We start from the raw sequence: 12,746 nt of genomic DNA, 5'->3' as shown, positions 1-12,746 counted from the left end.
TTCTAGTTAACCCGGATTGGCGAATCCCGCGATGCGGCATAGGCTTTTTTGAAATCGATGGTTTTTACCTGACTGGCCACGTAGCGAATGCCCTGGAAGATGTGTTTCATAAACAACGGTTCGGAGTAGTCCTTTTTGTCGTGGCCGAGCGTGGTAACCCAGGTGTAGCCGCCGTCGAAATGGTAGTACCAGGCCGCCGGGTACAACTGCGTAAAGGTTCCCCCGAACATCTTCACTTTTTCGGGTTCGTCGGTGGTGATGGAAGTCAGATCGTGGGCCATCACCACGGTCGGGCCGGGCGACATTTCCTTGGTAAAGTAAAACTCGTCTTCCTTTTCCCAGATTTTGGGAAGCCCTTCCATCGACGGGTGTTTGGTGTCGATCACGTGCGTCCTGAACTTCTGAAACTTGGGGTGCCAGGCAAACGTTCCGCCAATCATGCGTTTAAACCACGACCAGTTGCGCTCGGTACCGGTCACCGAGTGTACGCCCACAAAACCGCCCCCGGCTTCGATGTACCGCCGAAACGCCAGCCGCTGGGCATCGGTGTCAAACACATCGTTGTTGGTGCTGGGAAAAATCAGCAGGGTGTATTGCTGCAGGTTGGCTTCGGTAAAAACCGTGGGCTGATCCGACACATCAACGTTGAACCCGTGCTCCTGCCCCAGCTTCTGGATGCCCTTGACGGCGTATGGAATGTTGTCGTGGACGTATCCTTTCCCGTTTTTGGTATACACCAACACCTTGACTTTCTTCCAGTTGACCGCCGTTCCGGACTGGCTCCGGCCCGCAGACGACGTAATGAGTAAGAACAGCAAACTGGAAAAAAATACCGTGGCAAATCGAGTCATGGAGGAAAGTCGTTAGGTTTTCAGTTTAATGTCCTGCGCCTGTTTCTGGGCTTTCAGGGCCAGTTCGGTGGCCAGGAAACAATGCGCCTGCGTCATGGCGGTTTCGGTCCGGTTCAGGATGTCGTCGACGAGCTGCGTACCGTACGGGGTCACCACCTTACTGCAATCAATCGTTTTGGTTTCCTTGTTATCCACCAGGAAAAGGTGGTTCCCGCCCTCACGACCGCTGATGTCCACGTTTTTGCGCAGTTCCATAAAGCCTTCGGTGCCCAGGATCGTCAGCCGGCCGTCGCCCCAGGATTTCAGGCCGTCGGGCGTAAACCAGTCAACCCGGATGTAGCCGGTTCCGCCGTTCCCGCGCACCATCACATCGCCAAAATCCTCGAACTTGGGGTGCTGCGGGTGGTTGGTATTGCCCACCTGCGAAGCCACCACCTCGGCCTGCGTAGAGTTGGTGAAAAACAAAAACTGGTCGAACTGGTGCGAACCGATGTCGCAGATGATACCGCCGAACCGTTTTTTGTCGAAAAACCACTCGGGCCGCGTATTGGCGTTCATCCGGTGGGGTCCCAGACCGATGGTTTGGATCACCTTGCCGATAGCCCCCGCCCTCACCAGTTCCCCGGCTTTGACGGTGGCCTTGTTCTCGAACCGCTCGCTGTACATGATCGAGTAAATCCGTTTGGTTTCTTTCTGTACCTTGCGGACTTCGGCCAGTTGGTCGAGCGACGTGATACCGGGCTTGTCGGCCATGTAATCTTTTCCGGCCCGCATCACCCGGATGCCGAGCGGGGCGCGTTCGTCGGGAATCCCGGCGCTGACCACGAGCTGAATCGAGCTGTCGTCCAGAATTTCCTGCTCGCTTCGAGCCAGCTTTGCGTCCGGGTACCGCTTGGCAAAGGCAGCCGCCAGATCGGGTTCTTTGGCGTAAAAAGACACCAGCTGACCACCCCCGCGAATGACGGCTTCCACCTGCCCGTAAATGTGGCCGTGGTTCAGGCCGATGGCCGAAAACTTAATGCGGGCCGCACCGGCCGGTTGCCCGCTGCGGCTGCCGGTATTGACCGAAGGAAGAATGGCCGGGGCCGCCAGAATACCGCTGGGCAAGGCGGTCAGACCCGCCAACCCGGCCGCTCCGGCGACGGAATCCCTGAGAAACCGTCGCCGATTGGCTTGTGATTCGTTCATGTTTAAAGAGCGAAAGAGTGAATGAGTGAAAGACCGGTCAGCATCGAGAGACTTGGCTTCTGATCCTTTCTACCCGTTTACTTTAGTTGGTTGCTAGTTCACTTTTGGATTTTTTCGCCAGTTCCAGCGCCTGCGTGGTCGTGTAATACTTGGCGATCATGTTCGGCACTTCCCACTCGGGCAACGCACCGGCTTTGAGGTATTCGAGGTACTTCTCGGCCACCCGACCAAAGTGCGCTTCGTGGCCCTCCTTGTATTTCTCGGGGACTACGACCTCCCAGCCCTTGGCCACTTTCTTTACCTCCACACCCGGCCACGTTTTCTGGATGGTTGGCAGGACCGTTTGCAGATCCGCCGTCAAATCCGCTGTAGGGTTAACGGCTTCGATGTACAGCGTCGGTTTGTACTGCTGTTCGGCGCCCTGCCGGATAATCAGGTTCGCCTTTGAGCCCCGCATGATCGAATAATGGGTGTCGCCCGTGCCTTCCGGCGCTTTGTAGGCCCAGATAACCGACACTTTTGCGTGAACCCCTTTCAACTGGTAATTGATTTCGCCGTTGCTGTACACCTGCAACACGCTGTCTTTCGTCACGTCTTTTTTCAGGTAATCCGGAAAAGCGGCTTGTTTGGTGATGGCCGTAAACTGGCTCAGGGTCATGTCGGTTGGCCACCGGCGCGCCGATGTTAGCTGGATATCTTTCTGATAATCCAGCTTCTGGTCCGGAAAACACTCCCACTGCACCAGATCAACCAGGTGGGTGGTCACGTCCACAATCCCTTCGCCCTGCTGGGCCACGTCCATAAACCAGGCCGGCCGCGTCAGGATGCTGCCGGAAACGTTTTTGTAGAAATGGTGCACGCTTTCTTTGGTTACCGCCGGGTTCTCGGGGGTGCCTTTTTCCAACAAGCCAAACACGGCCACCTGCTGCGAAAACGCCCGTTGCAGCATCGTCGTGATTTCGTAGCGCTCGGTCATGATGTCATACAGCAGCACTTTGTTTTTCTCGGCGGAGGCAAAAGCGTCCTTCAGTTCCTCAAAATTGGCCCCGTTGATGGCCATCGGTTTGTCGGCCAGCACGTTAAACCCGGCCGAAACAGTTTTTTCAATGTAGTCGGTTTTCAGTTTGTTGTTGCCCGCCATCACCACCACGTTACGCGCTTTTCCCTGGGCCTGGTCCGCCAGCATCTTTTCGAAGAAGTCGGCCCCCAGATACACGTCCTCCTGCCAGTGCGTCGGATCGTCGGCCCGGGTGTTGTAGCCCTGAATCCGGTCCAGGTGCAGCTTCACGTCCGGTCCGTCGGGGGCGTAGACGCTAACGGTAGAATCCACGTCATCAAACATGGTTTTTTGAACCAGAGCCGCGTGGAAGTGGCCGGGGTCCAGGGTGATCAGGTGAAACATGTCATCCTTTTTTTGTTCAGATGACTGACAGGAAACAAACAAGGCCGCCAGTAATAAGCCGCCTGCGACGGAGGATACGTTCATTCGAAATTAGTTTGGTTACGCGCAAGTTAACGAGATTTCGTGGACGCAACGGTTTTGATGGCATAAGTTGCCCGTTGCGGCCGAGACAGGAGGCTGTTAGCCTCGGCATCATTCTTAAATTGTTCTTTGGTGGGGTCCCAATACAGTTTTCGGTTTAGTTTCATGGCCGCGTGGTGCAACAGACAGGCCGAGCACGACCGGTGGCCCACTTCCGCGGGGGCAATGGGCTCCTTGCGGCTGGCGACGCTTTCCAGCCAGTTGCCGTGGTGCTCCTTGCTCACCGGCAGGTGAATTTCGCTGGGGCCAATCACCGACTCGATGATCTTCGGGTCACTGGCGTCCAGGGCTTTGGCCGCCCGTTGTTTGGCAACCGGGTCGCTGGCGGTCACGGCGGCATCACCCCGCGATACAAAGATCCAGCCGTCCGTGCCTTCAAACTTGATGCCGTTGGGCAGTTCGTTGCTCACGATCATGTGAACACCGTTTTCGTACAGGGCTTCGGTGCGGAAAATACCGTGGACATCCCACAAACCGCCTTTTGGAAAATCGGCCTTCCCCCAGATTTCGACGGGGCCGGTGTATTCGGTGTTCATGGCCCAGTGGGCGCAGTCGATGTGGTGCGATCCCCAGCCGGTAATCATGCCCGCGCCGAATTGTTCGCAGCGCAGCCAGCCGGGCCGGTCGTAATCCGCCTGCGGATGGACCCGCTTTTCGGTATAATAGACCTCCGGCGTAGTACCGAGCCACATGTCGTAATTCAGGTTTTTCGGAATGGGCATCTCCGGTTCGTCATTGCCCGAGGGGTCGCCCGGCAGGCCGACGTACACGGTTTTCAGCTGCCCGATCCGGCCATTGCGAACCAGTTCGGCGGCATACCGGAACTGGTGCGATGAGCGTTGCTGGCTCCCCACCTGCATGATCCGGCCCGTGCGTTTGACGGCATCAGCCATCAGCCGCCCTTCCGCGATGGTCAGCGAAGCCGGTTTCTGCATGTACACATCCTTGCCCGCTTCGACCGAGTGCACCACCATCGGCGCGTGCCAGTGGTCGGGGGTGCTGATGATGACGGCATCAATATCTTTGTTGGCGAGCAGTTCACGATAATCGCCGTACACTTTGACGCCATCGTACGACTCTTTCCCGGTTTTCTTCGCGTAAACGCCGTTGACCAGCTTTTTACCGTCTTCGGCCCGCTTGCTGTCCACGTCGCAAACGGCCATGATCAGGGCATTGTCGTATTGCCACACCCCCGGCATATCGTGGCCCCGCGAGATGCGGCCCACGCCGATGGCGCCCACGTTGATGCGGTTGCTGGGCGCGTTTTTGCCGAAGACCGAGGCCGGTACAATCGTGGGGAAGCCGCCAATGAGGGCCGTGGATGCCAGGGTACTTTTCGTTGCCAGATCGAGGAATTTCCGCCGTGTGACAACCGATTTCGTTTCCGGTTTCATAGAGATTAGCAGGGTTTAGTAGAAGTTGGTCCGATGAACGATTGAACTTCTTTACGCGTTCAGCAGATACGGGATTCCGTATCTGCTGACTCTATAAGATAGGACCAAGCGATTTTTACTATTCCTCCTTGAACGAAACCGAAATGTCAGCCGTATTTGGTCTGAACGAATTAGCATATTGAAAGGCACTCAGCCGCTTACAGGTTTATTTTCCCGCTCAACCAAATTTTATTCGGCAAAGAATTTAACATTTTTTACTTTTGCTATTGAATACAACCCACACAGCTGATGAACACCAACATTAAATTATTTCAATCTGCCCTCGGTCTGGCGATTGGTCTCTGGATGATTGCCTGCGGTAGTACAGGTTACCAGATGGTGCAATCGAAAGGCAAGACCACCAAAATAGCTCCCAAAAGCAAATTAGCGTCCGGCGAACTGGCCCGAAAGCCCTTCCAGGCCATGCGTGCGGAAACGTCCTCGACCTGGTCGGTCCGCTGATCAGAGTCCGGCAAAGCCGTATCAGCAACGGTTCACGGAGTAAATGGCGGATTCTGTTCGCTGGAATTAGGGGGCTTTTGGCTTCTTCCGTAACTTTCGGGGTCATTAACGCCCGATATGAAGAAACTGTGTACCGTGGCCGTCGCTTTGCTGACGGCCAGCTTTTCGTTTGCCCAAAAATCGAAAGAAACCTGGGACGTTGCCGCGCCCCACGGCCCCACCAAAGAAGTTAGCTTTACCACCAGCGAAGGCACCTGGATGAACCTGGATGTCAGTCCGGACGGCAGAGAGATCGTCTTCGACCTGCTGGGCGACCTCTACACCCTGCCCATTACCGGCGGAACGGCCCGGCTCCTGGCGGGTGGGTTGCCGCTTGAAATTCAACCCCGCTACAGCCCCGACGGCAAACGGATTTCGTTTACCAGCGACCGGGCCGGGGGCGACAACATCTGGACCATGAACCGCGACGGTTCGGACCTGCGCCAGATCACGAACGAAGACTTCCGGCTGCTGAACAACGCCGTCTGGACACCGGACGGCCAGTATCTGGTGGCCCGCAAACACTTCACGAGCCGCCGGTCGCTCGGGGCCGGGGAACTCTGGCTCTATCATGCCGGGGGCGGCACGGCCGGTTTGCAACTAACCAAGCGCAAAAATGACCAGCAGGACGCCGGAGAGCCCTGCGTCTCGCCCGACGGTCGGTACGTGTATTTCAGCGAGGATGTGAGTCCGGGGCCGATTTTCCAGTACAACAAAGACCCGAATGGACAGATCTACGCCATCCGGCGCTTTGATCGGCACACGGGCGACATCAAGAACATTGTGACGGGTCCGGGTGGGGCCACGCGTCCGCAACTCTCGCCCGACGGTCGGCAACTGGCGTTTGTCCGGCGGGTGCGCACCCAGTCGGTTTTGTTTATCCACAACCTGAAAACAGGCGAAGAGTTTCCGGTTTTCGACCAATTAAACAAAGACCAGCAGGAAGCCTGGGCCATCATGGGGCTGTATCCCAACTACAGCTGGCTGCCCAACGGCAAGGAACTGGTGATCTGGGCCAAGGGCAAGCTGCTTCGGGTGAATGTGCAGACGACCAAAGCCGTGGAAATCCCGTTTACGGTGAACGCCAAACTGACGGTGACCGACGCCGTGCGGTTTTCGCAGACGGTTTTTTCGCCCACCTTCGAGTCGAAGATGATTCGGCACGCCCGCACCTCGCCCGACGAAAAAACGCTGATCTTCCACGCGGCCGGGTACCTCTACCGCAAAACCCTGCCCAACGGCCAGCCCGAACGCCTGACGAAAGAAACCGTCAGCTTTGAATACGAACCCAGCTTCTCGCCCGACGGCAAATTCCTGCTTTATACCACCTGGAACGACTCGCTGACGGGCAGCATCCGGAAGCTCAACCTGCAAACCCGCAAGATCGAGACGCTGACCCGCGAAAAAGGATTTTACAATACGCCCAGCTTCTCGCCCGACGGCACCCAAATTGTTTACCGCAAATCCACCGGCAACGGTTTTATGGGGTACGCCTACGGCAAAGAACCGGGTCTGTACATCCTGCCCGCGAACGGCGGCACGCCCACCTTCATTCGGGAAAGCGGAGAAGAACCGCAGTTTAACCAGACCGGCAACCGGATTTTCTTCGTCGAGGACGGTTCTACGAAAAGTTTCAAAAGCGTTTTGCTGACCAACGCCGACGAGCAAACGCATTTCACCGCCCCTTACGCCACCCGGTTTGTGCCCAGCCCCGACAACCGCTGGATTGCGTTTCAAGAGCTTTTTCACGTCTACATCGCGCCGTTTCCGGTGGCCGGTAAAGCAGCCGATCTGTCGGGCGGGACGAAAGCCTTCCCGGTGTACAAAGTGACGCGCGACGCGGGCGACTACCTGCACTGGTCGAACGACAGCCAGAAACTGCACTGGACCATCGGGCCTGACTACTTCACCCGCTCCATTCAGAGCAGCTTCACGTTTGTGGACGGAGCGCCCGACAAGCTCCCCGCCATCGACACCACCGGCCTGCGCATTGGGCTGCAACTGACGACCGACGTGCCCAAAGGCGTGGTGGCTTTCAAGGGCGCAACGATTCTGACGATGAAAGACGATGCGGTGATTGAGAACGGTACGCTCGTCGTGCAGGACAACAAGATTCTGGCGGTGGGTCCGACCAGTGCGGTTACCATTCCGGCGGGAGCCAAGGTCATTGATGCGACGGGCAAAACCATCATGCCGGGGCTGATCGATTCGCACGCCCACATCGGCACCGGCGACGGCAAATCGCCCCAGCAGCAGTGGTCGTATTTTACCAACCTGGCCTACGGCGTCACGACCGTGCACGATCCGTCGTCGAACACGGAAATGGTGTTCAGCCAGTCGGAAATGGTGAAAACGGGCCGGATGATTGGTCCGCGGGTTTACTCGACCGGCACGATTCTGTACGGGGCCGACGGCAATTTCAAAGCCGTCATCAACAGCCTCGACGACGCCCGTTCGCACCTGCGCCGGATGAAAGCCGTGGGCGCATTTTCGGTAAAAAGCTACAACCAGCCCCGCCGGAACCAGCGCCAGCAGATTATTCAAGCGGCCCGCGAACTGGGCATGATGGTGGTGCCCGAAGGCGGATCGTTTTTCAACCACAACATGACGATGATCATGGACGGCCACACGACGATTGAGCACAACCTGCCCGTCGATCCGGTTTATAAGGACGTGGTTTCGCTCTGGAGCAACAGCAAAACCGCCTATACCCCCACCCTGATTGTGGCGTTTGGCAGCGTGTCGGGGGAGTATTACTGGTACCAGAAAATGAACGTCTGGGAGCAGCAGCGGCTGCTGCGGTTTACGCCCCGGGCCGTGGTTGACAGCCGCTCGCGTCGGCGGACGATGCTGCCGGATGAGGAGTTCGGGCACATTGGCAACTCGCAGACCGCCCGGCAACTCGCCGATGCCGGGGTGAGCGTCCAGCTCGGTGCCCACGGCCAGTTGCAGGGGCTCGGTGCGCATTGGGAACTCTGGATGCTCGGTCAGGGCGGTATTTCCAACCTCCAGGCACTGAAACAGGCCACGATCCTGCCCGCCAGAAATCTGGGCTTAGACAAGGAAATCGGTTCACTGGAAACGGGCAAGCTGGCGGATTTGCTGGTGCTCGATAAAAACCCGTTGCAGGACCTGCGCAACAGCCAGTTTATTCAGTATGTGATGGTGAACGGAAGACTCTACGATGCGGCCACGATGAACGAAACGGGGAATTACGACCGGCCCCGGCAGAAGTTTTTCTGGGAAAACAACCGCTACAACGACGCTTTCGAATGGCACGCCGAGACGCAAAGTTTCGGCCATATTCACTGCATCTGCCGGGGGCTTCACTAACCGCGAACCAAACCCGGCTAAAAAGAACTGTCTGGTCGACCGTATACTATAATAGGCTGTAAAACCGTTGCCTATACAGCGTCGACCAACCGGCAATCCGCGAATAATTCAATACCTTGCATGCGCACTCTAGGTAGTCGCCTGAAAATTAAGATCCTATAAACGCCTGATTCATGAAAAAAGCCATTTTGCTCTTGTTAATGAGTACTTCCGTCCTACTGAGTTGTAACAAAGACGATGATGACTCCCCGAAATCAAAAACCGAACTGATTGCCCGTACCTGGGAAGTACAAACCGGTATTATGAGTGTGGGAGCCTCTCCCGAAATTCCGGGCTACACGAAAGACCGGCCCGGCAACTTGGTGGATATGAGCAAATTTCGCCTGCAATTCAAAAACGATGGCACCTTTGTTCAGACCAGTCTGGATGGCACCTCATCGACCGGAACTTGGGCTTTATCGGAAAACGACACCAAACTGACGCTTATGTCAACCCAACTTCAGGCGGGTGATACCTGGAAAGTTGATAATCTGACTGAACAGAACCTGGATATTAGCCGCCAAATCGCTGGCAACTCAACAGCGCCCGGTGACTTGTACTGGATCAATCTGATCGAATCGTACCTTAAAAACGCACCGGCCCTGCCATTTTCCCCGAGAGACGGCGTCAAAATCATGGTTAAAACCATTCCGGTTCAGTAAGTCCACTTGCTATTCAAATTTCAAAACCGCACCGGGGCGCAGGCTTCGGTGCGGTTTTGGTTTACACCTGACCCAACGATCTGGTTTGTTCATGCATCAAAATTGCTGATTGGGCCCCATTGCCGAAAGCGCGGCCTTCCGGGTTTTGCATCTTTGTTTTTTCAGCACAACCAATCGACATGAACTCTCTTTTCCGGACCCTCCTGCTCGGCCTGTTGGGCGGTTTTATGGGACCAGGCAGCGCAGCCCAGGCACCCGAGTGCCGACCTGAAGATGCCCAGCGAATCCAGACACCCTGGGTGCGCAAACCGGACGCCCTGGGGGCAATGGACCCGGCTTTTCCACGCAAGAGCCTGCCGGTGGTGTTTGAACGGCAGGATAAAATCATCCGACTGCTCCAGAAAGCTTACCCCAATCCGCAGGGACTGGAAGCGCGGGCCTACCGACTCATCCGCAACGACCCCGCTAACGAATACCAACTCATGCCGGCGGGTTCGCCCCTGCGGTATTCGGTAACGACGTATTACCTGCACTACTGGTGTTTCCGGGGCAAGCCCGAACGCTCGCACGAAACCGGCACCTGGATTGAATGCCACGTCAACTCGCTCTGGCAGTTCATGGATTCGGTCAGCGAACGGGAGTACCTGCTGGCGAACGGTCAGCAGATCTACTACATGCCGGAGGTAATCGGCGAACTGAAAGGCTACCCGGTTTACAGCAAACAAACCGGCTGGAACAACCAAAAGCACGAATCGATCCTGCTGGTACCGGGAAACCGGTTGCCGGTGCGCCCCGTTAGCCGCGAAGAGTTTGTGCGGTCACTGCAACGGTATATCCAGAATTACCTGAAAGAAAACGAAGAAACTACCCACAAACTCGAAGCTGCCCTGAAAGAAACGCTGGCCTTCGCCGATCAGTCCACCGCGTTCAAAACCGCGGCCGAACGGGAAAAGTACAAGGAGGAAAATCGCCGGAGCGTGGAAAACGGCCGGATCAAACGCGACCAGTCCGCCCAGCGCTTCCGCGATAACTTTCAGCGCCTGGACGCCCTGCTGGCCGCCATGAGTCCGCAGGAACGGGCCGCCCAGGCCGTCATCGCCGATCCGTACGGGATGCTCACCAACCGCCGGGGGCTGGGCACGTTTGAGGAACAGGCCCCCAAAGGCCGCCCGCTGGTAACGCACGACCTGAAATACGGCGACCCCGGGCTGCCCCGGCACGCCATCCAGTCCATTCAGCTGCTGATGAAGTACGAAACGTCGGCAGACATGGTCGCTAAACGGGAAATGATCCGGCAGTTTCGCGAGAACATTGATCTGGACGGGTTGAAAGCCCTGCTGGAGTCAGGCGGAAATTAATTGCTTTAGTGCAGCAGCATAAACGATCCCCGGTGTTCATCGACCTTCCCGTTCAGAAAAGCCACTTTCACCTTGAACGTGTACAGCCCACTCTCCGACGCCTGGCCCAAATAGTCGCCTTTCCAGCCGTAGGCGGGGTCCGAAGCCGGGAAATGCTGCTGCCGGAAGATGACCTCACCCCAGCGGTTGTAAACGATGAACTCCTGAATCTCGGTGACGCAGTCCGACCCCCGAATCAGGAAAACATCGTTCTGCCCGTCGTTGTTGGGGGTGAACGCGCTCGGGGTGTGGATGGTGCAGTCGCCAATCCGGATTTCCACCGATGCGGTTTTCTGGCAGTTAAAATCAATATCCTCGACAGTCAGCGTGTAGCGGGTAGTTTCCTCCGGGTTTGCGACGGTAACCGGGCAGGTGGGACAGGCCACCCCGTCCGTTGGGCTCCAGCTATACCGGTAATTACCGGGTGATGTGACATTTGCCCGGAGCTGGGCCGTGGCGTTGGGTCGGATAAGTGTGTCCGGATTAATCGAAAGGCGGATGGCGTTGATGATCAGCCGCGTGGTTACGATGCTGTCGCAGAGCGGGCCGGACCGGGCAATCCGGGTATCGTACGCCCCCGCCGTTTGGTAAACCGTCGTCCCGACGCTGTACGTTTCGCCCTCACAGATGGTCACGGTTTGGGTACTGCGGGCCAGCGGTCGAACCGTCAGGACGGTTTTTACCAGGCTGTCGCAGACCTCGGCGCCCCGTCTGATGCGGGTCAGGTAGGTTCCGGCAGTGCGGTAGGTCGAATCGCCAACGGTATAGCCATCGCCCTCGCAGATGGAAACCGTCCGGGGTTCTGGCTCATTCTGCACCTCGAAACGGACGGTATGATTGAGTTGAAACTCACAGTCTTCGTCCAGGCTCGAAAACGGCTTTACTTTCACCCAGTAACGGGCACCCTGCACCGGATTCACGCGGATGGTCGGTGTGGTTTCGCCGGTGTTCCACTGGTAGGAAGCAAACCCGTCGGGTGCTTTCAGGGTCATGGTTTTGTCCATCAGTGAGCAGAACAGCGCCGGTTTGATCTCGGATTTTAGGCATTGGGCGTCAAAATAAGCGTAGCCCACGTGCCGGCGTTCCGTACAGCCGTGCGCCGTCACTTCCACCGTAATGGTCTGCCCAACATAGTCCTGAAGGCTGATGGCGCCCGTCGTCCAGTTGCGGTACCGAAGGTCACCCTGATTTTTAAAACCGCTGATCGTTCCGGCGGAAGTAACGTTGTAAAAACTGCAACCGATGGTCGCGCCGTTCTGCGTGGTGATGCGGATGGCGAATTCGGGCTGCTGCCAGTCGGAGTGGTTTGGATTTTCCAGAATGACCGCAAACCGGTACTGAAACAGGGTGTTGTCCGGCGTCACTACAAAAGAGCCGCGGATTCGGTCGAACCGCCCACCCCGGTTGGTGTTGCCAATCCGGATGGAGTGGGTACTGCCGGGGGCCACCATCGGAATGGCCTCGCTGGTGATCCGGGGGTCGTTGCCGTCGCTGAGACTCGTAATCCGGTGACCATTTTCGAAGCTCCCGGTCACCTCATTTTCATAGACCACTTGCTGATTGAGGTCCATGATGGTTCCGTTCAGCAACGTCCAGCCCCGCGTTGTGCCTTCGTCAAAGCCAACGTTGGCGCAATCCAGCATCTGGCTATTGGCTACGAAGGCCACGCTCACCAACCCATAAATCAGTAAGAAACGAATCCGTAGAAATCCTGTCATATGCCGGAGGTTTTGCGCCAACTATTGCTCAGAGGTACGCGAAAAAACAGCGGTCTGTTGCAGAGTAATCCCTCATTGATG

The 12,746-nt window shown here is 56.8% G+C and carries 9 protein-coding genes; 4 read left to right on the top strand and 5 right to left on the bottom strand.

Features of this window, described 5'->3' with window-relative positions:
- Window positions 1–2 precede the first annotated feature (2 nt).
- The 4 genes from OQ371_RS20005 to OQ371_RS19990 form a co-directional block, all read right to left on the bottom strand.
- Window positions 3–851, bottom strand: coding sequence for a ThuA domain-containing protein (locus tag OQ371_RS20005; protein ID WP_265990099.1), 849 nt, complete (start codon window positions 849–851; stop codon window positions 3–5).
- A 12-nt stretch (window positions 852–863) separates the two neighbouring features.
- Complete coding sequence (locus tag OQ371_RS20000) at window positions 864–2,039, bottom strand: Gfo/Idh/MocA family protein (protein ID WP_265990098.1); 1,176 nt, start codon at window positions 2,037–2,039, stop codon at window positions 864–866.
- 82 nt (window positions 2,040–2,121) lie between these two features.
- The gene (locus OQ371_RS19995) at window positions 2,122–3,525 is read right to left on the bottom strand and encodes a putative oxidoreductase C-terminal domain-containing protein (protein WP_265990097.1); all 1,404 of its coding nucleotides are present in this window, start codon (window positions 3,523–3,525) and stop codon (window positions 2,122–2,124) included.
- Between the two features lie 26 nt (window positions 3,526–3,551).
- Window positions 3,552–4,976, bottom strand: coding sequence for a Gfo/Idh/MocA family protein (locus OQ371_RS19990; RefSeq protein WP_265990096.1), 1,425 nt, complete (start codon window positions 4,974–4,976; stop codon window positions 3,552–3,554).
- 288 nt (window positions 4,977–5,264) lie between these two features.
- Here OQ371_RS19990 and OQ371_RS19985 point away from each other — a divergent pair, with 288 nt between their 5' ends.
- From OQ371_RS19985 to OQ371_RS19970, 4 genes are all read left to right on the top strand, one after another.
- A complete protein-coding gene (locus OQ371_RS19985) occupies window positions 5,265–5,477 on the top strand; it encodes a hypothetical protein (RefSeq protein WP_265990095.1) in 213 nt (70 codons plus the stop codon).
- A gap of 117 nt (window positions 5,478–5,594) precedes the next feature.
- Window positions 5,595–8,849, top strand: coding sequence for an amidohydrolase family protein (locus OQ371_RS19980; protein WP_265990094.1), 3,255 nt, complete (start codon window positions 5,595–5,597; stop codon window positions 8,847–8,849).
- 173 nt (window positions 8,850–9,022) lie between these two features.
- Complete coding sequence (locus OQ371_RS19975; RefSeq protein WP_265990093.1) at window positions 9,023–9,550, top strand: hypothetical protein; 528 nt, start codon at window positions 9,023–9,025, stop codon at window positions 9,548–9,550.
- Between the two features lie 179 nt (window positions 9,551–9,729).
- The gene (locus tag OQ371_RS19970) at window positions 9,730–10,908 is read left to right on the top strand and encodes a hypothetical protein (RefSeq protein ID WP_265990092.1); all 1,179 of its coding nucleotides are present in this window, start codon (window positions 9,730–9,732) and stop codon (window positions 10,906–10,908) included.
- 5 nt (window positions 10,909–10,913) lie between these two features.
- On the opposite strand, the gene OQ371_RS19965 is transcribed toward OQ371_RS19970, so the two are convergent.
- On the bottom strand, window positions 10,914–12,665 hold the full coding sequence (locus OQ371_RS19965; RefSeq protein WP_265990091.1) for a T9SS type B sorting domain-containing protein: 1,752 nt from the start codon (window positions 12,663–12,665) through the stop codon (window positions 10,914–10,916).
- Window positions 12,666–12,746 lie beyond the last annotated feature (81 nt).

This window comes from Larkinella insperata (genome assembly GCF_026248825.1).
Taxonomy (GTDB): domain Bacteria; phylum Bacteroidota; class Bacteroidia; order Cytophagales; family Spirosomataceae; genus Larkinella; species Larkinella insperata.
The sequence above is the reverse complement of the archived record's forward strand: the minus strand, read 5'-3'. Positions and strand labels throughout refer to the sequence as shown.